We start from the raw sequence: 21,391 nt of genomic DNA on the forward strand, positions 1-21,391 counted from the left end.
AGAAAGGAGAATCGATGTGAGTTGGAAGCAGACTGAGCTAAATAGCTCAACAAAAACAAACACATCGCCTCAATATAGCTATTTTGATTTTGTTCAAAAACCAATTGAAATTTATGTATTTATTGACCCTTTGTGTCCAGAATGCTGGTCATTAGAACCATATCTCAAAAAACTTTCTATCGAATATGGGCGCTTTTTTACGATTCGGCCTATTCTAAGCAGCTATGCAAATCCACTAAATAAAGACCATTTTCAACAACCCAAAAAATTAAAAGAAATTTGGGAGCGTACTGCAAAACGGACTGGAATGAGCTGTGATGGCGATCTATGGCTGGAAAATCCGATTTCATCTCCTCGAATTGCTGCCATAGCAATAAAAGCGGCTGAACTACAAGGAAAAAAGGCAGGGCGCGTTTTTCTAAGAAAGGTTCAAGAAAGCCTATTTTTAAAAAAACAGAATATATCAGATGAACGTGTTTTAATTGATTGTGCACGTGAGGCAAGGCTAGACATTCATGAATTTAGAAATGATCTTCATTCTACTTCTGCCAGAAAAGCACTTCAATGTGATATTAAACTGACTAATGAAATGGAAGTTGATTATATTCCTACAATGGTATTCTTTAATCAACGGATCGATGAACAAGGCATTAAAGTTTCTGGTCTTTATCCATATGAAATCTATGTACGTGTTTTAAATGAAATCTTGCAAAAACGTCCAATTCCATCTGAAAAACCACCTTTAGAAGATTTTGTAGCCTTTTATCATGTGGTCGCAACAAAAGAAATCGCTGTTGTTTATGACTGGTCGCTTGCAAAAGCCGAGCGCGAAATGAAAAAACTTCAATTAAAGCAAATCGTGAACAAGATTCCAGTAAAACACGGGACATTTTGGCGTTTTATTAAATGAAGATATAAAATCAAAAAAATGAAGGATATACGTTTTCACGTATATCCTTCGTTTCTCACTTCTTTGTATTTAAACAAAGGGGGATGGGAGAAAGATTCATGATCAAACAAAGGGGTTTTGTTTGTGATTCATCTCACATTTATATAATAACAAGTCCTAGCATTACTTTCAATAGCTTTGCTCATGTATTCACAAAAATGTCACTTTTTTTGTTCACTTAGTCACAATCCTTCTATTTTCTTTCGTACATGCATAGGATATTCATAGTACTGGTTAAATGAGGAGGATGTTTTATGCGCGAACTTATGCCTTTTCTCTTTCTTACGTTAACAATCATTGCCTTCTTTCTTAACATACTCGGATTAATGCGATTAATTCCACTCTATATTACACTCCCACTTTTGTTCTTTTCGATTTATTTCACCATTTATACCTTTACACATAAAAATGCATATCGTGGAAGAATGCGCTAAAACAACTTGATATATATCGATAAAAAAGAATGACTGCTGCAACACAGTCATTCTTTTTTTTAATAGGCTTGCTTTCTCAGTTATTGTATACTCAATTAGGAATTTATCCTTTTAAAAGGAGTTTCTCCATCTCATCTAATTTTTCTTCAAAAACAGCGAGTGCATCTAGAATAGGTTGTTTGGAAGTCATATCCACACCAGCTTTTTTCAATACTTCGATTGGATAATCACTGCTTCCAGACTTCAAGAAGTCGAGATAACGATCAACCGCACCTTCTTCTTTTGTTAAAATTTTGCTTGCCAGCGCTGTTGCTGCCGAATAACCAGTAGCATACTGATAAACATAATAATTGTAATAGAAGTGCGGAATGCGTGCCCATTCTAACCCAATTTCTTCATCAGAAACAACCCCATCGCCAAAGTATTTCTTATTTAAGTTGTAATAAATCTCCGTTAATTTGTCAGCGGTTAACGCTTCTCCACTTTGAGCATGCTTATGAATTTCATGCTCAAATTCTGCAAACATTGTTTGACGAAATACAGTGCCTCGAAATCCTTCTAAAAAGTGGTTCAATAAATATAGCTTTTGTTTTTCATCGTCCACATGCTTCAGCATATAATCATTTAGTAATGCTTCATTACAGGTTGAAGCTACTTCAGCTACGAAAATAGAATAGTTTCCATAACGATAAGGCTGGAATTTTCGCGTATAATAACTGTGTACAGAATGCCCTAATTCATGAATTAATGTAAATAAATCATTCACATTATCCTGCCAATTAAGTAAAATGTATGGATTTGTACCATATGCACCAGATGAATACGCGCCACTCCGCTTTCCTTTATTTTCTTCTACATCAATCCAACGATTTGCATAGCCTTCTTTTACGATATCCGTATATTCCTGTCCAAGCGGTTCTAGGCTATCGATTACATATTGCTGTGCTTCCTCGTAAGATATCTTCATGTCAACATCCTTTACGAGCGGTGTATACATATCATACATATGAAGCTCATCAACTTCTAATACTTGCTTACGTAGTTTCGCATACCGATGAAGCAAGGGGAGCTTCTCGTTAACTGCGGCTACCAAATTATCATACACTTCCTCGGGGATGTTATTATCATCTAAAGCTGCTTGACGAGCAGAATCATAATTCCGTACCTTAGCACTAAAATTATGGGTTTTCACATTTCCAGAAAGTGTGGATGCAAATGTATTTTTAAAGCTTCCATATGTTTGATACATTGCTTTAAATGCTGCTTCACGGACGTTACGATCCTTCGACTCTAGGAACGTAATAAAACGACCGTGTGTAAGCTCAACCTCTTCTCCATCTGCATTTTTAATGGTTGGAAAAGATAGATCAGCATTATTCAGCATACTAAAGGTTTGTGATGGAGTAGATAACGCATCCGACGCTTCTGCCAAAATTGCTTCTTCCCGCTCACTAAGCACATGTTCGCGCTGTCTGGTAATTTCTTTAATCGTATGCTCATAACGCTGTAATTCCTTATTTTCCTTTAAAAACCCTTGGAGTTTATCTTCTTCAATACTTAATAATTCCGGGACGAAAAAGCTCATTGCACTAGATGCGAGCGTCAATAAATTATCTGCCTTTGCATTCATTGCTTGATAAAAAGAGTTGGTTGTATCTTGATCATAACGCATATGTGCATATGTATAGAGCTTTCCTAGCCGCTCCGATAATTCATCCTGAAGCTTAAATGCTTCATATACCGTTTCAGCAGATTGTGCGAGCTTTCCTTTAAACTTTTCTATCTTTGGAAAGTCTTGTTTTAAGCTTGCGAATTCAGTTTCCCAATGTTCGTCTGTTGCATAAATATCTTCCAATCTCCATGTCAGTTCTTCTGGTACATCACTTCTCTTTTGAAGTTCATTCGTTGATTTACTCATATTCATTCCTCCTCTTATACGATTGTTAGACTTCATTTTTGTCTAACATCATTTCTACCTTTCATCACTTCATATCCCTTACAGATCCACATATGAAAACCTTATAGAGGTAATTTTACTTTATCCATTCTATTCTTTCAAAATATAACACTTCGGATCTCGAAATAATATTCATGAATATAGTTTTTACCTTCTCAAAAATGTCAGCATCTTTATATAGTATGACTGTTTTCTTGAGAATCATGCTTAGTATTTCGTTCTAGCGTTCGTAAATAGTGCATTAAAGAACGATCAGCATAGACTGCCTGTTCAACATGTTGATGAAATTGCAGCGGTCTGATTTTTTCGTATATTCCATGTGTCTTTTCCTGTAGGAGGCCGAGAGTGATTAATATCTGAAGGTATGCATAGATAGGAGAAGCTCCAGAAAGTATTTCATGAGGGTTTAAGAGGTTTTTACAAGCAGTAAGGGAGAAGCAAACTCCTATTGGAAGTGGTTCTATAATCGATAAGCAAATTCTGCTTTGCCAGTCCCAAAGTGGCCGATTGATCACATGTGCATGTGGAACAGGTAGAAAAACAACAGAAGGTAAATGTTCTATCGACGTTTGGTGTTTATACAGCCATGTTAGCCATTGACCAGCCTGTTTTCCCACACCTCTACCACCATATAAACGAAAGCGATATTTTTCTTTTTCCCATTTCCTGTACAATTCTTGCTTGTCTACAAATGTGTTTAATAACATCGATTGCAATGACAGCTTATCTAAACTAGAAAATTGAAAATGGGCAAATGCACTTGTTTGATTAGAAAAATAGAGATCATTTACACGTAGAAATTGTTTTGAATTCGAACAATAAAAAAATAGCTTCGTAGGATGCTCCTGCTTAAATTGATGAATAAACAATCGAGTATTTGCATTAATCTTCAGTTGTTGATTCCTTTTCCTTTGTAATCGATTTCCTCCTAATATCCATATAGGCGTAATTCCAATTCGCTGGTAACCAAGATTTCGATGTCTAAATTCTTCGGAGGAAATGGTTGCACATTGATATTCAAGCGCAATATGCTTTTTGTTAATGGATAGGAAAATATCTGGGCGCTGTGATATTTCACGAAGGTAAACTTCAAGATTGGGCTTGTATCCTAATGATTGTAGCCATTGGTAAAGCTGAAGCTTGCCCTGTTCATGGTAATAACCCTCTCCAATATGGTGAGTGTGACAACGTTTTGTGGATTGGTGTGCAAAATGAGGAATCACGTGAGAGCCTGCTTTAATGAGCACTTCTTGTTTACAAGCTGGACAATAAAAGCGGGTCGTCTTGCGAAGCTGATTAATGTCATTCTTAGCAAGAGTAGCTAAAATAACTTCCTTCCCGTGTTCTGACAAAGCTTGTAGCATTGGGGAAATCACCTCCTGCCTTAATCTATTCGACACCTTTTACTGCTTTTCCTTCTTTTCATTTACACCCATTAGAAATTCGTCTTGTCCATTTTATAGACAAAAAAAATAGATACCTCTCTATTAGGTATCTATGGCTGTACCGGAAAATAATTCCTGACTTGTGCAAATGTATCTTCTGCAAATATTAAAGTTCCATACTCATCTAACATATGAATTGTCGTGTCTGCGTCATCCGCAAACTCCAGTACTCTACTGATTAAGTCTTCTTGACGATCCTCATCTTCCACTTCTTCAGCAAATTCTATATACAAAAAGTATTTATTCTCATAGTGATAGAGAACTGATTTCATATCATCTTTTACATCTTCAAAGGAATGACTTAATTGAATGACGTCTTCAAAGCTAGCAAAATCAACGATAAGCCAAAAATTTCCCGTATCCTCTTCTGTGTCATTATCTTCTGTCACATTCTTATTATCTAACTTTTCCTCTAATAAACTCTCTACCTTCTCATGAATAGAAATATCAATCATATTTCCATCATCGGTAGGAATCTCAAGGTTTTCTCCATTTTTAGACATCTGTGCTTTTGTTACAATGATTTCAAGTCCCTTTTCCATTGCTTGTACTTGTATCCATAATGGACCTTCTACATTGAAATCCTCTTTATAATTCAGTTCTTCCATCATTTGCCAGAATAACTGTTCACTTCGCTCACGATTGTACCAAATCTCTTCTCGATTAAAGCCGCGATCTTCAATATCCATATAAGATATATAAAACTTGATCGTATTTTCATTAATTCTTTCTATCTCCATCTTCTTCTCTCCCTTCATCACTTCATTCAGGTGGGAGTTTCTTCACCCTTTATTTTTTGAGGATGTCATTTTTATCTATATCCCTGATTAGTTCCTGGTATTGTAATTAACTATTTCCATTATTGTATGTTTCAAAACCATACTAGGAAAATGTATACGCCTAATTTATATAGATTTAAATAATAATTTTAAAGGAATAAACGTAATTTGTCATCAAAAGAAGCCAAAAAAGATATGATAAATTTGTAAACGAAAATAAAAGCGCAGATCTACCAACTGTGATCTCCGCTTTTTATTTTAACATTGTCCAAGATAGCTGACAATTAGTTGACCATGCGCTGTGCTTCTCGTAACTGAAATGTGCGAACTGTTCTTGGAAGGAAACGACGAATTTCATCTTCATTATATCCAACCTGCAATCGCTTCTCATCGAGGATGATTGGTCTTCTTAACAAACCAGGATTTTGTTGGATTAAGTCGAACAACTGCTTTAATGGCAATTGATCAATATTCACATCCAACTTTTGAAATACCTTGGACCTTGTTGATATGATCTCATCAGTTCCATCTTCAGTCATGCGCAATATTTCCTTTATTTCATTCAATGTTAAAGGTTCGGAGAAAATATTACGTTCTTTGAACGGTATGTCATGCTCTTCCAACCACGCCTTTGCTTTCCTGCAAGATGTGCAACTTGGTGAGGTATAAAGTGTTACCATGAAACTTCACTCCTCATTCTATGTCTATATTTACTTTCATAAATACTCACATTTGTTCATTTTTCTAAATAATAATTACTTTAAATAACTCTTATTGTAAGTATACTATATTTGTCAAGTAAAAGGTAGGGGATTTCAAATAAAAATCGATAATTTTCTAAACGTTACATTTGATTTTCACTTAATTGTAACATTCCCCAAATAAAGAAAGAATAAACACCTCCTTTGAAAATATTTTCACCAGATATTTTAGATAAAGTTTAAAATCAGCACTTCTTTTTGTAAGGGGAGGCAAAACATAATTTAGAACTCCAATGTAAATTGAAAAAAGACCTATCCTATTCTCAATAGGACAAGTCTATAATTCCTCTCTTTACGCTTTTTCTGGCACATTTAAGTTTTCTAATAAATCGTCTGTATCTCTATTTTCATCATAGCTTAACACTTCATCCACATGCTGATAAGATTTTCCATATATTTCTTTATCTTTATACGTATGAATGGCTTCATACATTTTTTTCATTTGTTCAAATATCATTTCTTCTGATTCATCATTTGGAGACCAATATAAAATCTCCATGGGTGTTTCTTCATTGGTTGCTAAAGAACGTCGATTATACCCAATTGATTGCGCATGAGAAAAATCTTCTCTTTTATAAAAACGAAGCCGTTTTTCAGTATCTGAATCCTCGTAATCAATCGGTTCAACTTCTAAAATAATGGGCTTCTCTTTCTTTTTTAGCTTTTCAATTAGCTTATGACCAATACCTTGTCCTCTTGCTTGTGAAGATACCCATAAATAGTCAATAAACAGAAACGTTTCAAATTCTGCATACATAAGGACATGATATTTCCCTTCATCCTTATAATAAACGTCTCCTTTTTCATCCAAGAGGAGTTCCATGTGTTCTCTTGATTTCATTTCTTCCACAGGAAAATACTGATTTAACTTTTCATACCAATTCATTGATCTACTCCTTATATTTGTAGTCGGTTTTTATTATAACGAAAGATAGTCACTTTGTTAAATGAATGTGTAAAAATAATCCAAACACCTACATTTCGACTCGAATAAATAATTCATACTTATAACCTATGTACAATCTAAAGAAATAACCCTCAAATTGGAAAACAACGAAAAAGCGAGTGAATGAACAATATGTCCACTTACTCGCTTGTTAGTACTTCAAGGTTCAGTGTTAAGCTTGAGCCTGCTCTACATTTGGTCGGTTATCTTCATTGATAAAGATACTAGCAATCGTACCAATTACAAGAAGTCCCGCTGCGAAATAAAAGCCTGTGTTTAAGCTACCAGTAATATCAGTAAGGAAGCCAGTAATGTATGGGGCTAAGATAGATCCACACATACCAATAAAGTTGTATACGCCAAAGGATGTACTATAAGCGTGCTTTGGTGCATTATCAGCAACTACAGCAACTAGTACTGGGTTTGTACTAATTTTACCGAAAATACCGTACCCGATTAATGCGATATAAAGTACTGTCATGCTATCAAATGCAACGATAGATATAACAGCCAATATGGAAAGTGGAAGCATTACGAGTAATACTGGACGGCGTTTTCCCATTTTGTCAGCAATCCAACTAAATAAGATAGAACCTGGAATTGCAGCCCATGGTACAAGCGAAGAAACAAATGCAACAGATCCACCTGTAATGCCACGTGCATGCTCAAGGTAATATGGAAGCCATGTAATGATTACAAAAAAGCCATAAATCGCACAGAATATTGTAATGTAAGCCATAATTAAGTTTCTATTTTTAAATAAGTCTCCAAGTTTAACTTTATTTTCAGCTACCTTATCAGCAGCTCGTTCATCTTTTGTTTTTGGCTTATCTTTAATGACCCACCACATTGCAAGGCCAATCAAGATAACGAGTACACCAATAATGTAAAATGGTGTTCTCCAGTCCATGCCCCAAACATCTACTGTATAGGTTGAAATGTAATACCCAATCGATGTACCAAAAGCCATCCCACTATTTATAATTGCACTACCTAATGTTATTCGCTTTGTAGGAATTGCTTCAGAAGAAAGTCCGTATTGCGGTCCATAATAGAACCCTTGAAAAATACCAACCATTAACCATGCTGCCATAAAGTAAAAGAAAGTAGGCATCATTCCTGTAATAATTGCAAATCCACCGAATAGAATAACCCCAGGAATAAGGACACGTTTTTTCCCTAACTTATCTCCTAATATTCCAGATGGAACATTCATCCCTGCATATCCTAAAAAGAAAATACTCATAATTAATCCAAGCTGCGCATTTGTTAGCCCAAAGTCTACTTGAATGTTGTCCATTAGTGGATTTAAAATCGTTCGCGTTGCATACAACGCAACCCACCCTAATGTAAATACAATAACAACTTTCACCCAATATGGTACTAATGTTTTTGATTCGTTTACTACATTTTGTTCTGCCATCTTTATTTCCTCCTAACCGTATTGTTGTGATAGATAGCAAATAAAATGATTCCTAACCTCAATAAAAGCATACGCTAATCAACATTACAGGCGAATAAAATAAGATTTACTTACATTACAAAAACATTAAAAATAATTATTAATCTAAAAAAATCCTACATGAAAAAACGACAAAAAGTGGATGAGTAAAAATATGTATATTTGTATCAATATCTGAACAACACCAAAGCAATTAAAAAAGGTTCGCTTTCCCCGGGCACGGCCACCACTACTCGGAATAGAAAGTTTAGAGCTTTTATACAAATAAAAAATCGTGCCCCAAGGACAATGACTATGTCAAAATCCCGAGACACGATGTTATTATTTAATGAGCTCCCTCATTACTAATTTCTTGTGTGATATTCCCTACGCTTTCCTTATCCTTTTCCTTTGCAGTTGCAGGCGCATGATCCCAATTCACCATGTTTTCCATCATAATTGCGACAATCGTTCCCATTAATAAGCCATTTGAAAGTAAAGGACGAAGATATCCAGGTAGTGATTCAAATACTTCAGCAGGAAGAGTCATCAAGATGATTCCTAAAAACAACGGAATACCCGCTCGATATAAATTGGATGTCGTAAATTTCACCTTTACGAACCAATCCATTGACGATCCAAACAACTGAACATATGATACAAACAATACCGCACTACCAATACTTAAAGGTAATAACGTAAAGAAATATCCAACCTGTGGAATAATACCCATAAATAAAAACATGACAGAGCCGAAAATATACGGCATACGTCTAATCATCCCTGTTTGTTGTAAAAATCCAATTGATGATACAAACGGAGAATATGGTACTAAGCCTAGAAAACCAGAAATGATACTCATTACCCCAGTGATTACAAAGGAATTGCGATAGTCTCCACTTGTAGGCTCATCATTTTCATAGATAAAATTACTTCCCTTAATGGAACCATATTGTTTAGACAAATTGAGTATACCAGTCACAACAGCTGTAATAATAATTCCAATGTTCCATGCTGGCTCTCCTAATGGGAAAACAGGCAATTGAATGGATACGGTTCCCCCACCAAGCTGACTTTCATTACCGAAAAGAACTGTAAATAAAGGCCATCCGATAACAATCCCGATAAGCATCGAATATTGAGCAATATTCGTTGGCGCTTTAATTGTAATAATTAATACAAATGCCGCAATAAAAATTGCTAATAATCCAACTCCAATATTGATTGTCGCTTCTCCACCAGAAATTCCTAGCATTCCTTTAAAGAAAGTGATACAGAGAGAGACGCCAAATAGAAACATAAATACGCCCATAACGCTAGGATTGAATAACTTTTCTAAATAATAACCAAAACCAGTAACTCCTACAAGAATCGTTAAGATACCTGATATAATAACACCTACTGTTAAGCTTCCTCCAATAACATCTAAAGGAACCCCTTGTGCTGCAGAGATAGATGTAAGTGCTAAAATAACTCCCCACCATAATCCTGATGGGCCTGACATTATAGGCCTACGATGTCCAATCACTGCTTGCAATATACTAGCTATAGCCCCTAAAATAAATGAAAACTGCATAATACTAACAATATCACTTTGTGGCAACTTATATGCTGCGCCAATAGTAATCGGTACAACAACCGTATTTACGAACATATACATTAGCCACTGTACGCCACCAAGCCAATTTGATGAGTCTAATATTTCCTTCTTCATTTCGTTGTTCACTTCCCCTATGTTGTATTCGTTTTAAAAAATTAATAAGTTCATGATGTTCAACTAGCTACAACGCTATATTTTCTTATGGTGTCGTGGCTAATGAGACTAATCAGTTCCTTTAAACCATACCTATACTAGGCTGATGCCACATGAAATAACAATTAAGCAAGAAATATGCTATTCCATAATGGCATAATCACCTATCTAACTGCTCTATTCTAAAATCTTTTAACGCTATTTCTCGATGCTTTGATAAAAAGCGAGCACTGCTTGTAAGGCTTCCCCACGATTAACCTTCGCCCCGTAATATATTAGCGTTGCTTCTAGCGCACTTAGGACACTAAGAATATTGCTTTTTCTACTGCTATATCCCATCGCCCCAATTCGCCATACATGTCCCTTTAATGAACCAAACGCCCCAGCAATTTCAATTCCAAACTCATTAATCATTGTTGCTCTCACTTGCGCTTCGTTTATTTCACCAGGGACCTTTACGACCGTAACGACTGGCATTTTGTTTTTTTCATCTCCAAACAATTCAAGTCCCATCTCTTGAAGTCCTAGTACCAATGCTTTTTCATGTATCTTATGCCGCTCAAATCGCGCTTCTAATCCTTCTTCCTCAATCAAACGAAGCGCTTCACGAAGCGCATACAGCATCGTTGTAGCTTCTGTATGATGGTTCAGTCTGTTTGGAGACCAGTAATCTTGAATCTGGCTCAAATCCATGTAGTTACTTTGGATTCTTCTCGGGTTAATGGAATCTAAAGATAATCCCTGCTCAATTTTTTTCCGTTGTTGTAGGATTTTTTCGATGCGCTCGTTATACGTTACCGGTGCCATCCCTGTAGGTGCACCAATACATTTTTGTGTACCAGCAATTACCGCATCAACATTCCATTCATCGGTTTTAAACGGCACCCCACCAAGTGTAGCTACTGCATCAACAATAAGGAGCACATCATTTTCTCGACAAAAATGGCCGATTTCTTCTAATGGTTGCATACGCCCGGTAGATGTTTCCCCATGGACAATCGCTACTAACTTAGGATTTACTTTTTTAATTTCTTTTATTATTTCTTCTGGATCAAAGACTTGTCCCCATTCTTTTTCTAACGCATACACTTCTGCGCCACAGCGATTCGCGATCTCAACTAACAGATGACCAAACCGCCCAAAAATTGGAATAAGCACTTTATCGCCAGGCTCAATAACACTTACTAATACAGCTTCGATTCCAGATCTCGATGTCCCATCAACTGGAAAAGCTTGTTTATTGCTCGTTTGAAAAACAGAACGTAGCAGCTCCATCGTTTCATCCATAAGTGCTAGAAAGGATGGATCGAATTGGCCAATAATCGGTGTAGATAACGCTCTGAGAACTCTTGGATCTACTTCAACTGGACCAGGTGTCATAATTGTTCGAGTCGGGATGTTCAGATCAGTATAACTCATTTTCTAATTCCTCCCAGTTTTTCTTGTTTCTCTATAAAACAGACACGATATTGTACATACTTTCCCGTGTAAAAAACGGCTGAAAATCCTTGCATAATCCCCTTTTTTCCTATATAAATTATAATCCATATACTCGATACAGTCATTGTTCAAAATGACTAAATAATGTTTTGTTTTTTGTCTATAATTAATGTATAATATAGGTGGATAATCCCCTTTAGCATCTCCTTTTTATATAAATATATGAATAGTCTATAGGTAAAAGAAAAGAGGCTGCTTATGAAAACATTAAACGATTTATTCATACTTGATGGGATGAAGGAATGTGTTGTACTCGCGGGTCATCGAGGATTGACGAAGAATGTACAATTTGTCAATATTTCGGACACACCGGATGTCATCAATTTTTTAGATAAAAATCATTTATTACTTACTACATGTTATGGATTTGCAAATGACACTGAAAAAATGATTGATTTAGTTCGACAAATGCATGACCTTAATTGCTCAGGACTTATTATTAAAAAGAATCGTTTTCTGAAGGAATTACCTGATGAAGTAAAATTGCTTGCTGATGATTTAGCTTTTCCAATTATTGATTTACCGACTGAACGAACGCTAGGGGATCTATCCCGCCATATTTTAAATTATTTAAATGATCATGAAGCAGAGCAGTTATACTATGCACTGCATGTGCAAAAAGAGTTTTCAGATATGATGCTGAAAGAATATAGTATTAAACAGCTTGTCGAGCATTTAGGGCATTTTTTAGCTCGTCCAACGATTTTGCTCAATCACCTTGGTGAAAAAATTGCACAAAGTCATCACTTTCGGACAGATTCGATGAAGGATTTAAATCGCAAGGTAATTCATAAGGTAAAAGAAAATATTGAAGCTGCTCGAAGTGGAAGTACGTTTAGTAGTCCAGGAACGGATGATCAAGCATTTACGACATTTCCGATTCAAACAAAACGACGGTATTCTAGCATCCTTGTTATATTAGATTCCTTAACCTTGCCGTATCCGTCGTCCCAAATGGCAATTGAGCAAGCAGGAAATGTACTCTCGTTTACATTAATCAAAGAACAAGCAATAAACGAAAATGCACGCTTAATTAAAAATAATTTCTTCGCTGACTTAATTGATGATCGAATCAACTCAGAGGAAGAGATTGTAAGTCGTGCGAATTATTATGGGCTATTTGAAAATAAATATAGTGTATGTGCTGTTTGTACAATGGATCCAGAGTCAGACAGCTATGATGCACACCAGCTTTATGAAAAAAAATTAGGCGAGTTACACAATTATATTTATGATCAGTTGGAAGATGAAATTGCTGGGAGCAACATAGAAGCAACACTATTTACAAAAGAAAAATATTTTGTATTAATTCTTCAGTTTTCCAAGTATACAGACAACGAAATTGAAGTTGTAACACGGTTTATTGATCATTTTCAACAAACACTTGGAGAAGACCAATCGATTTCCTTTGGTGTAAGCTATCCATTCCAAAAGCTTTCCGATATGTCTGTCGCTTATCGTGAAGCAGTAGAAGCGATTACGTACGGATATAGCTTACATTTAAAAGGCTTTATTAATTTTTATAAACCAAAAGAAGTAAAAGAGCTGCTTAGCACGATTCCAAAACAAGATTTAAAAGCATTGTATGAAAGCACATTAAAATCATTTGCTTATCCAAAAACAAAAGAAGATCAAGAGCTCTTAAAAACGATTGAAGTATATCTAAATTGCCAATGTGAAATTTCAGAGACTTCTCGTAAGCTATATATTCACCGGAATACAGTGAAATATCGAATCAAGAAAGCAGAAGAAGTATTGAATTGCTCCTTCCACGATCCGATTGATTCTTTACGAATACGAGTAGCCTTAGTAATTGGTCATATCATTGAAGAAAGCGAAACGGAGGAACGTCGCAATCTGCTTCAACTATAATCATTAAGGACCTGGGACATAAAAAACTGAACCAAATGTAGCTTAAACTAAAAAAGCGAGTATAAGCAAGAATGCATTCTAGCATCATCTTGCTCATACTCGCTTTTAATATCTAACTAAATAATTCATCGCTTTAAATGCGCATGTTAAGGGCGCTTTGCCACAACTTCGATTTCAACGTCAGCACCTAGAGGAAGCTGTTTAACTGCTACACATGTTCTTGCTGGATAAGGCTCAGAAAACTTCGTCTTATATACTTCATTCATCGCTTCAAAATGCTTCATATCAGTCAAATACACATTTGCCTTCACAACATGTGATTCATCTAAACCAACCTCTGCAAGCACTTCATACAAATTGATAAAGCATTGCTTTGTTTGTGCTGCAATATCTCCATCACTTTCCGTATTCAGAGCGTTCTTTGCAGTCTGTCCAGATAAATATACATACTCTCCGGAATCAATGGCATGGGAATACGGACCAGATGCAGAAACACTTTTTGCATTAAAGGCTTTTCTCATGTTATTAATTCTCCTCCAGTTGTTCTCTATTATTTATTCTCGATGATTTCGCCATTATCAAAAACGACGTTCCCACCAACAATTGTCTTTTTCACTTTTCCTTTGTATGTTCTTCCCACATAAGGTGAGTGCTGATGACGATACATTAGATCTTCTTTATTTAAAACAAAGTCTTCATTTAAATTTACAAGTGTAATATCTGCATCAAAGCCAGCAGCTAGCTTTCCTTTTGTAGTAAGATTAAATATTTCCGCCGGGTTAGTAGCGGTTAACTTAACGATTGTTTCTAGCGGTACATTACGCTTAAAATAACCTTCTGTTAATAGGATATTTAAAGTACTTTGTGCGCCAGAAATACCGCCCCACCCTTCAAAGAAATTATCTGTAATTGTCTTCATAGACGCAGGAGCTGGTGAATGATCAGAACCGATTACATTAATTTCTCCATTTTTCACTGCATTCCATAATTCATCAACTTCATCTTCATCACGTAATGGTGGCATACATTTTGCCAATCCACCTTGTTCTTCTAAGTCTTTTACAGTTAATGATAAATAATGTGGACACGTTTCAACCGTTACATCAACACCACGTTTTTTAGCTTCTTCAATCACTTCCACTACTTTACGACTGCTCGCATGAACAATATGCAGCTTACATCCTGTTGCTTCAGCATAGGAAATAACACGTTTAACTGCCTCGATTTCAGAAATGATTGGTCGAGACTCAACAAAATCTCTTGCTGTTGTTTGTCCATTGCGCTGTTTTTCTGCAGCAAGTTGCTCACATATTACGGTACTTTCTGCATGCACAGCTAACAATGATCCTAAGTATGCAATTTCCTTCATTCCTTTAAATAAAGTCTCATCATCAGCATGGTGGAAATCGTCAATCCCACTAGGAGACATAAACGCTTTAAATCCAATTACTCCATTGTCGTGAAGCTCTTTTAGCTTATCGATATTTTCAGGAACAAGTCCTCCCCAGAACCTTGGATTCACAACTGATTTTTCATCTGCACATGCTTTCTTCTTTAGCAGATTTTCTTTATCCACTACTGGTGGTGTACTATTTAATGGCATATCGAAAAAGGTCGTAGCTCCTCCAGCAGCAAGACTTTTACTTCCTGTTTCAAGTCCTTCCCATTCTGCTCTACCAGGCTCATTGAAATGCACATGAGAATCTATCAGACCTGGGAAGATATGAAGTCCTTCTGCATCAATCTCCTGCGTTGCATCTGCATTTATGTTAGTGGATACTTCCATAATCTTTCCATCCTTTATGGCAATATCCCCTTGCATTGTTTTTTGATCAGTAACAATAGTTCCATTTTTTATTAGTAGATCATAAGTAGCCATGATTGTCCCTCCATTTATGTTATTCATGTTTAGTTGGTTGCAGACATTAGCTTACCTTTTGGTTCTCCTACGATGCCTTTATCCAAATCAAAAACAATATTTCCACGAACAATTGTCTTTGTTACACGGCAATCGATTTTTCTACCTTCATAGGCACTGTGTTTGTTTTTGTAGTACAAGTCTTCTCTTTTTAACACATAGGATTGATTTGGATCGACGAGGATAATGTCCGCATCCTTATCAATGCCGATTTCGCCTTTATTTGGCAAGTTAAACCTTTTAGATGGCGTAGCAGCAATTAAATCAACAAACTTCTCAAGTGGAAGTCCACGTTGTTTAACTGCGAGATCAAACATGATATCCACATTGTTTTGAGCACCACTGATACCGCCCCATGCTTCAAAAATATTACCTTCTTTTAAATCCTCTGTACATGGAGAATGATCAGATGTGAGCCAATCAATATTGCCTGCCATCAGCTCGTCCCATAGCTTTGCTTGGTCTGCCTTTTTACGTAAAGGAGGCTGACATTTCGCTCTTGGTCCAATTTCTTCTACATCTTCAGCAGTCAGTGCAAAATAATGTGTACAAGACTCAACCGTTACATCTACGCCTTCTGCCCGTGCTTGTAAAATAGCTTGAACTGCTTCAGAAGTACTAATATGGACAAAATGCAGCTTACAACCAGTTTCTTTCGCAAAAAGCAAAGCACGTTGTACCGCTTCTACTTCTGTAAATACTGGGCGAGAGTCCACATAATCCATTGCCGTTGTTTTACCTTCTCTTACCATTTCCTCTGCAAGCATGCTCGTAATCGTTGGATTTTCTGCATGAATACATAGTAACTGATCTAGTTCAGCTAGACGTTGCATTCCTTTATATAGTGTATAATCATCTACATTCGTAAAGTCATCTGGAATATCACTTCCACAATTCGAGATGAAGCACTTAAATGCAAGCACACCCGCATCTGCTAGCTCCTTTAAATTATCCAAATTATCAGGAACTAGTCCACCGTAGAAAGCATAATCAACATAATTTTGATTTTTAGCTGCTTCTAATTTAAGATCAAGTGCAGCTTTATTCGTTGTAGCTGGTAATGCGTTAAGTGGCATTTCCACATAGCTTGTTGTTCCACCGGCTGCTAAGGATTTTGAGCCTGTTTCAAAGCCTTCCCATTCTGTACGCCCTGGTTCACTAATATGCACGTGTGTATCAATCATTCCCGGCATAACATATTGTCCTGTTGCATCTACAATCTCTTTTGCATCTGCTTCAATTTGATCAGCAATACAGACGATTTTTTCGTCTTTTATTCCTAGCTCACATTTTCGAACACCATCATGAAAAACAACGTCTCCACCTTTAATAATTAAGTCATATTTCATCACTATGTCATTCCTTTCATATGACTCAAGGCACCAGTCATTTGAAATCACGAGTGCCTTGAGCGAGGTTTTTAGTAAGAGAATGAAGCTTTATGCTTGTGTTTCTTTACAAACATCCATTTTCTAACTTTTTATCCTATTCATTTTCATAAATTGTACCTTCTTTAAACTTAGACCCTTTGAATGCATACTTGGACAATAACAGATAAGAAATACCTGCAACGATGAATCCAACTAACCAAGCAAGGTCAACTTCGACAAATGCAGCACCCGCACCGATAAATAGAGCAAGCATAGCCGCAGGGTTATAGCCAGCATATATACCTTTTTCATTGTATAACTCTTTTAGATTTACTTTTTGTTTTCTTAAAACGTAATATTCAATTAACAAGATTGCTACAATTGGTCCTAAGAATGCTGAGTAAATCAAGATGAACATGTCTAAACCTTTTGAGCTGTCGTCTTTAACTAACAACCAAGGGAATGAACCGATAGCAAGTAAACCAGTAATTGTTACAGCAACTTTGTAACGTACTTTTGTAATCAACTGAATAACATAGGTTGGTGGAATAATGTTAGCAACCATGTTAGTAGCAATTGTAGCCATTACGATAAATGCTGATACACCGACTGTTACATATGGATTGTCAATAACGATAGCCAATGCTGTAGGAGGGTTGTTAACACCTGTTACAGTAGCAACCATTGCACCGACGATCAAAACAAAACCGTATGAAATCATAATTGGTGAGAAATACATTAAACCACGTTTTGTATCACTAATACCTGTTTCAAGCTCTCTTGAGTAGTCACTTGCGTTAAGGAAAATAGCAGCATAGTTACCCAAGAATACCATGATATATGCGAAGAACGGTAAGCCCCAAGTACCTTCAGTAGAGACCCAGCTGTCGTATAATTCGCCTCTGTAATCTGACATTAAGATAATAAATACGTAAAGCATAGCACCCATGATTACAACTGATGCAAGTGTTTCTACCCACTTAATAGCTGTAAAGCCATATAGGGAAAGCACAATTTGTACAACTTGTAGAACGACGAAACAGATTGCGATGCTGTCAAATGCACCATCTGTTAAAATCTTCATAATTTCATTCAGTGCCGTACCACCGATCCAACTTTGAATACCATACCAGATAATGGCCGGTACACCTCTCATGAGTGAGGAAATAATTGTACCTTTAAATCCGAAAGACATTCTTAATTGAACAACGTACGGAATACCTTCACGATATCCAGCACGGTCATTTAAAGCAAAAATACCGGAAATAATTAAAATTGCAATAAATGCAGCAGCGATTGTCTGCCAAATGTTGAGCGTCGCAATACCCGCTACAACAATACTCATTCCTAGCGTCATGTTACCCATGTTAACGCCGTCACCAATCCACATAAATATATACGGGACTTTACCAACGGTTCTATCTTTTGCGCCATTCGGCTTTAATGAACTATCTTCATTAATAGCGTGCACTTCCACCTCTTTTGTTCCATTGAGATCATTCGTCATTGTGTTCGACTCCTTCTGCGGTTCTAATATTTTTGATGCATCATGTCGGAATAACTTTGAATGCTACGCGTGATAAGCTACGGATCCAAAAGCACACTCGTCTATCCCTTTCCAAAAATATGATATAAAATAACTGCTATTCAAGGGAGTGAAAACCGATTTTAACCGCTTTCAACTTCCTTGTTCACATTATATAATAATTAAAATAGAGGGTCATCATACCTATTGGACAAAATATATAGGATAAGTTGTATAGCATGCATAATATATTTAGAAAATATACCTTTTTGCACTATTTATTGTTTACTTTGCACAATAAAGTATGCTTTTTTATTGAATAACCTTCCAATTTTACCTTCTGCTGGGTTATAATTTACAACACGTGCATAGTGCTAATGGGTTATTGGTAATAAATTTAATGTATCTTACCGCTCACTTCACACTTTATACACATATTTGATTAAAAAGCTTTTCAACTATATATAGGATTTTCCTAATTAAATGAAACATACATATTACATTAACTTCCATGTCAAGATACACCATATAAATGTGTATAAAATCAAAAAGCACTACAATCATTCTTGTTAGAAAGAGGATTGTAATGCTTTTGGTTTCATTAAATGCTTATTTTTCTATTAAAGTAAATCCTTGAAGAAGCAGCATGGATGATTATTCAACAAATGTTCCTTGATGATCATATGCATTATTATGAACAACATCGGATACAAGGTATTCGTAAATGTCGTCAACTATTTCAATGCCATTTTCAGCATAATCTTTTTCAATTTTTTCATAGTTTTGCCCTGGATAATAAACTTTATCAAACCCTTTTGCAGGCTTAATTGCATTCAAATCATCCATTGTTTGTCCAATGTTTTCTTTAAATAATTCAATTGAAGTAAATGCACTTGGATTAATAACAATATGAAGCTGTCCTAGATTTCTTCCTTCACTTAAATCATGATACATAGAAGAAACTTTATTTCCAAATGGAAGCCCTAATAAAATCCCTGACAAAACATCAATCATCATGGCTAATCCATACCCTTTTGGTCCAGCTATTGGCAATAATGCTCTTACCTTGGATGGATCCGTAGTCGGTTCTCCATTGCCATCTACAGCCCATGTATCTGGAATGGCGGTATTTTTAGAACGGGCATGAAGAACTTTTCCCCAAGCTTGTACAGTAGTTGCCATATCAAAGCTAATAATTCTTCCGTCTGTTCCAGGCGCTGCAAATGCGAGTGGATTTGTTCCATAATATGGTTCAGCTCCACCAAAAGGGACAACCATCGGATCTGATTGACACATTGAAATACCGATCAAATCTTGTTTTGCTGCTTCTTCCGTGAAGTAAGAAATTGCACCACTATGGCTCATTTCTCTTACACCTACTATAGCAATACCATTTTCTTTTGCGATTTTAATCGCTTCATCCATCGCATATTTTGCTGCCACATGTCCTGCACCATTATCTCCATGATAAATCGCTGTACAAGGACCTGTTTTTTCTAATCTGAAATCTGGATTTCGATTAATCCCATTTTTAGCAATTCTCTCTGCATAGTATTCCACACGAACTGCACCATGCGAATGAATTCCTTTTGCATCTGCAAACACGAGTACATCAGCGACAATAGCTGCATGCTCTTCCGTTAATCCAGCTTTCATCAGCTTCGTTTTAAATAGATTGCTCAAATCCTGTTTGGATAATCTCATTTAAGCTCACCTCTAGTATGATTTACACAGTAGTAATAGGTAATTATTTCTTTGTTTTCTGTAAAAAAATAATAAGTTGCACTGTTCGTTCAAGGTTGTATGCGTTTGTAACCTCTTGGATGCTGCATAGATGGTTAAAATGGTTAACGACCTATGCAGCATCCAAGCATGATGGCATACATAAGGGCTAAAATCACTAAACATCCCTATTAAGGAAGAATGGTAAAAAGCAATCCTACTCTTTACCATTCACACAAATCTTAAAGTGTTACATCACGATTACAGTCTTTTGAATATACATAAGATAATTTTTCTCTACCAACTGCATACGCTGCTTGTAAGCAGTATGGTCCCATAAAGATATAGTCATCTTTCTTCACTGGAATCCACTCATTGTCCAAATTGTACATCCCTTCACCAGATAACAAATATGCACCATGCTGTTGATAGTGTGTTTCAACGAATGGGTGACTAGCTGCTGGGTCAAACGTTAAAATATGAAAATTCATATCGAAAGCGATATCTGTTGGAAGTAAGTCTTGGATGTGTACATTTTCCATGTCATCATAAATCACTTCTTCGATATCATTTGAGTTTCCAGCATATACCCATGGCTTATGGCCTTCTAATGGAATGTGCTTCTGCTTATAAAGAAACACCTTGGAATCTCCAGCCTCTAGGTTTTCGAAATACATTTTTACGGATGGTGGGCAGTATAAGTAACCGCCTTGTTCAAGTACAAACGTTTCATCATCTGCTTTTGCTTGAATTTTGCCTTCTAGCACATAAACAAATGTTTCAATATCTTCTTGTCCACCAAAACCTTTTTCGTTTTTTCCACCTTCATGGAATGTAACAATGTAATCAACAAAGCTTGCACCGATTTTTGGAGAAGATAAAATACTCATCGTTACATTTTCAAATCCTGGCACAACATTATTTACTAGACCTTCAGGTGGAATAATTGCATACATTCCTGGTTTGATAACTGCTCTACTCGTTAAAATATCTTTTGGATAACCCATCTATAAACACTC

Annotated in this window: 17 protein-coding genes; 3 read left to right on the forward strand and 14 right to left on the reverse strand. The window is 36.2% G+C overall.

Annotated features, from left to right (window positions below):
- The first annotated feature begins 16 nt into the window (after positions 1-16).
- Complete coding sequence (locus SPK86_RS01195; protein WP_330948503.1) at positions 17-910, forward strand: ClpXP adapter SpxH family protein; 894 nt, start codon at positions 17-19, stop codon at positions 908-910.
- Positions 911-1,203: 293 nt separating this feature from the next.
- On the forward strand, positions 1,204-1,383 hold the full coding sequence (locus SPK86_RS01200) for a hypothetical protein (RefSeq protein ID WP_443089741.1): 180 nt from the start codon (positions 1,204-1,206) through the stop codon (positions 1,381-1,383).
- Between the two features lie 103 nt (positions 1,384-1,486).
- On the opposite strand, the gene pepF is transcribed toward SPK86_RS01200, so the two are convergent.
- From pepF to SPK86_RS01240, 8 genes are all read right to left on the reverse strand, one after another.
- Positions 1,487-3,301 (reverse strand): oligoendopeptidase F, encoded by a 1,815-nt coding sequence (gene pepF / locus SPK86_RS01205; protein ID WP_330948504.1) that lies wholly within the window; start codon positions 3,299-3,301, stop codon positions 1,487-1,489.
- Positions 3,302-3,513: 212 nt separating this feature from the next.
- A complete protein-coding gene (locus SPK86_RS01210; RefSeq protein ID WP_330948505.1) occupies positions 3,514-4,704 on the reverse strand; it encodes a competence protein CoiA in 1,191 nt (396 codons plus the stop codon).
- A 131-nt stretch (positions 4,705-4,835) separates the two neighbouring features.
- Positions 4,836-5,525 carry an adaptor protein MecA gene (gene mecA / locus SPK86_RS01215; RefSeq protein ID WP_284139408.1) on the reverse strand — a complete coding sequence of 230 codons (690 nt, stop codon included), beginning with the start codon at positions 5,523-5,525 and terminating at the stop codon, positions 4,836-4,838.
- Between the two features lie 323 nt (positions 5,526-5,848).
- Positions 5,849-6,244: a transcriptional regulator SpxA gene (gene spxA / locus SPK86_RS01220; RefSeq protein WP_284139409.1), complete on the reverse strand. Its 396-nt coding sequence runs from the start codon at positions 6,242-6,244 to the stop codon at positions 5,849-5,851.
- A 373-nt stretch (positions 6,245-6,617) separates the two neighbouring features.
- Entirely contained in the window at positions 6,618-7,211 is a 594-nt protein-coding gene (locus tag SPK86_RS01225) for a GNAT family N-acetyltransferase (RefSeq protein WP_284139410.1), read from the reverse strand.
- 232 nt (positions 7,212-7,443) lie between these two features.
- Positions 7,444-8,694 carry an MFS transporter gene (locus SPK86_RS01230; protein ID WP_284139411.1) on the reverse strand — a complete coding sequence of 417 codons (1,251 nt, stop codon included), beginning with the start codon at positions 8,692-8,694 and terminating at the stop codon, positions 7,444-7,446.
- Positions 8,695-9,058: 364 nt separating this feature from the next.
- The gene (locus tag SPK86_RS01235; protein ID WP_284139412.1) at positions 9,059-10,426 is read right to left on the reverse strand and encodes a uracil/xanthine transporter; all 1,368 of its coding nucleotides are present in this window, start codon (positions 10,424-10,426) and stop codon (positions 9,059-9,061) included.
- Positions 10,427-10,663: 237 nt separating this feature from the next.
- Positions 10,664-11,884 (reverse strand): pyridoxal-phosphate-dependent aminotransferase family protein, encoded by a 1,221-nt coding sequence (locus SPK86_RS01240; RefSeq protein WP_330948506.1) that lies wholly within the window; start codon positions 11,882-11,884, stop codon positions 10,664-10,666.
- 279 nt (positions 11,885-12,163) lie between these two features.
- Between SPK86_RS01240 and SPK86_RS01245 the strand changes: the two genes are divergently transcribed.
- Positions 12,164-13,837, forward strand: a complete 1,674-nt coding sequence (locus tag SPK86_RS01245; protein WP_284139414.1) for a PucR family transcriptional regulator — start codon at positions 12,164-12,166, stop codon at positions 13,835-13,837.
- A gap of 146 nt (positions 13,838-13,983) precedes the next feature.
- On the opposite strand, the gene SPK86_RS01250 is transcribed toward SPK86_RS01245, so the two are convergent.
- The 6 genes from SPK86_RS01250 to allE form a co-directional block, all read right to left on the reverse strand.
- Positions 13,984-14,358, reverse strand: coding sequence for a RidA family protein (locus SPK86_RS01250; protein WP_284139415.1), 375 nt, complete (start codon positions 14,356-14,358; stop codon positions 13,984-13,986).
- Positions 14,359-14,387: 29 nt separating this feature from the next.
- Positions 14,388-15,716: an allantoinase gene (locus SPK86_RS01255; protein ID WP_330948507.1), complete on the reverse strand. Its 1,329-nt coding sequence runs from the start codon at positions 15,714-15,716 to the stop codon at positions 14,388-14,390.
- A gap of 29 nt (positions 15,717-15,745) precedes the next feature.
- Positions 15,746-17,104 carry an allantoinase AllB gene (gene allB / locus SPK86_RS01260; RefSeq protein WP_284139641.1) on the reverse strand — a complete coding sequence of 453 codons (1,359 nt, stop codon included), beginning with the start codon at positions 17,102-17,104 and terminating at the stop codon, positions 15,746-15,748.
- Positions 17,105-17,240: 136 nt separating this feature from the next.
- On the reverse strand, positions 17,241-18,632 hold the full coding sequence (locus tag SPK86_RS01265; RefSeq protein WP_284139417.1) for an NCS1 family transporter: 1,392 nt from the start codon (positions 18,630-18,632) through the stop codon (positions 17,241-17,243).
- A 672-nt stretch (positions 18,633-19,304) separates the two neighbouring features.
- Entirely contained in the window at positions 19,305-20,354 is a 1,050-nt protein-coding gene (gene allD, locus SPK86_RS01270; RefSeq protein WP_330948508.1) for an ureidoglycolate dehydrogenase, read from the reverse strand.
- A 260-nt stretch (positions 20,355-20,614) separates the two neighbouring features.
- A complete protein-coding gene (gene allE, locus SPK86_RS01275; protein ID WP_284139419.1) occupies positions 20,615-21,379 on the reverse strand; it encodes a (S)-ureidoglycine aminohydrolase in 765 nt (254 codons plus the stop codon).
- Positions 21,380-21,391 lie beyond the last annotated feature (12 nt).

Source organism: Virgibacillus sp. MG-45, assembly GCF_036409425.1.
Classification (GTDB): domain Bacteria; phylum Bacillota; class Bacilli; order Bacillales; family Amphibacillaceae; genus LDC-1.

Coding starts and splice junctions, on each gene's coding strand:
- SPK86_RS01200 (WP_443089741.1), top strand. CDS start 1,204: ATGCGCGAACTTATGCCTTTTCTCTTTCTTACGTTAACAATCATTGCC.
- pepF (WP_330948504.1), bottom strand. CDS start 3,301: ATGAGTAAATCAACGAATGAACTTCAAAAGAGAAGTGATGTACCAGAA.
- SPK86_RS01210 (WP_330948505.1), bottom strand. CDS start 4,704: ATGCTACAAGCTTTGTCAGAACACGGGAAGGAAGTTATTTTAGCTACT.
- mecA (WP_284139408.1), bottom strand. CDS start 5,525: ATGGAGATAGAAAGAATTAATGAAAATACGATCAAGTTTTATATATCT.
- spxA (WP_284139409.1), bottom strand. CDS start 6,244: ATGGTAACACTTTATACCTCACCAAGTTGCACATCTTGCAGGAAAGCA.
- SPK86_RS01225 (WP_284139410.1), bottom strand. CDS start 7,211: ATGAATTGGTATGAAAAGTTAAATCAGTATTTTCCTGTGGAAGAAATG.
- SPK86_RS01230 (WP_284139411.1), bottom strand. CDS start 8,694: ATGGCAGAACAAAATGTAGTAAACGAATCAAAAACATTAGTACCATAT.
- SPK86_RS01235 (WP_284139412.1), bottom strand. CDS start 10,426: ATGAAGAAGGAAATATTAGACTCATCAAATTGGCTTGGTGGCGTACAG.
- SPK86_RS01240 (WP_330948506.1), bottom strand. CDS start 11,884: ATGAGTTATACTGATCTGAACATCCCGACTCGAACAATTATGACACCT.
- SPK86_RS01245 (WP_284139414.1), top strand. CDS start 12,164: ATGAAAACATTAAACGATTTATTCATACTTGATGGGATGAAGGAATGT.
- SPK86_RS01250 (WP_284139415.1), bottom strand. CDS start 14,358: ATGAGAAAAGCCTTTAATGCAAAAAGTGTTTCTGCATCTGGTCCGTAT.
- SPK86_RS01255 (WP_330948507.1), bottom strand. CDS start 15,716: ATGGCTACTTATGATCTACTAATAAAAAATGGAACTATTGTTACTGAT.
- allB (WP_284139641.1), bottom strand. CDS start 17,104: ATGAAATATGACTTAATTATTAAAGGTGGAGACGTTGTTTTTCATGAT.
- SPK86_RS01265 (WP_284139417.1), bottom strand. CDS start 18,632: ATGACGAATGATCTCAATGGAACAAAAGAGGTGGAAGTGCACGCTATT.
- allD (WP_330948508.1), bottom strand. CDS start 20,354: ATGAGATTATCCAAACAGGATTTGAGCAATCTATTTAAAACGAAGCTG.
- allE (WP_284139419.1), bottom strand. CDS start 21,379: ATGGGTTATCCAAAAGATATTTTAACGAGTAGAGCAGTTATCAAACCA.